Consider the following 411-nt stretch of genomic DNA (forward strand, 5'->3'; position numbering starts at 1 on the left):
TTCGACCGCGCTCAGTCCCAGGGTCAGCGCCACCCGAGGTCGCTCCGGATCGGCCCGCAACCACCGCGGCACCACCGCCGGACCGTTGAACGGCACGTATCCCATGTCCACGTACCGGAGGTCGGTGCGCATTCTGAGCGGGCCCGGCAGTTGGTCGATCGTGAAGTGACCCTGAGGCACGTGCTCCGCGAAGGTGCCGCCCAGGGGTTCCAGCCGCCGGGACAGCCAGTCCCGCAGCGGGTCCTCCCGTCCCGGCACCTCGTCGCGCAGGCGCACGTAGCGGGAGCGCATGAGCCCGTAGAAGTCCGGGCTCCAGGTCAGGCGGGCGTGGGCGGCACCGCACGCCTCGGCCGCGATCGCCCCCGCGTAGGTCGTCGGCTCCCACACCACCAGATCCGGCCGCCACCACCG

General features: G+C 72.5%; 1 pseudogene. It reads right to left on the bottom strand.

The window, feature by feature from the left end:
* Window positions 1–411 (bottom strand): annotated as a pseudogene (locus DSY14_RS28210) (nucleotide disphospho-sugar-binding domain-containing protein); the annotation flags it as partial.

It is taken from the genome of Nocardiopsis sp. MG754419, assembly GCF_018207095.1.
In the GTDB taxonomy this organism is placed as follows: Bacteria; Actinomycetota; Actinomycetes; order Streptosporangiales; family Streptosporangiaceae; genus Nocardiopsis.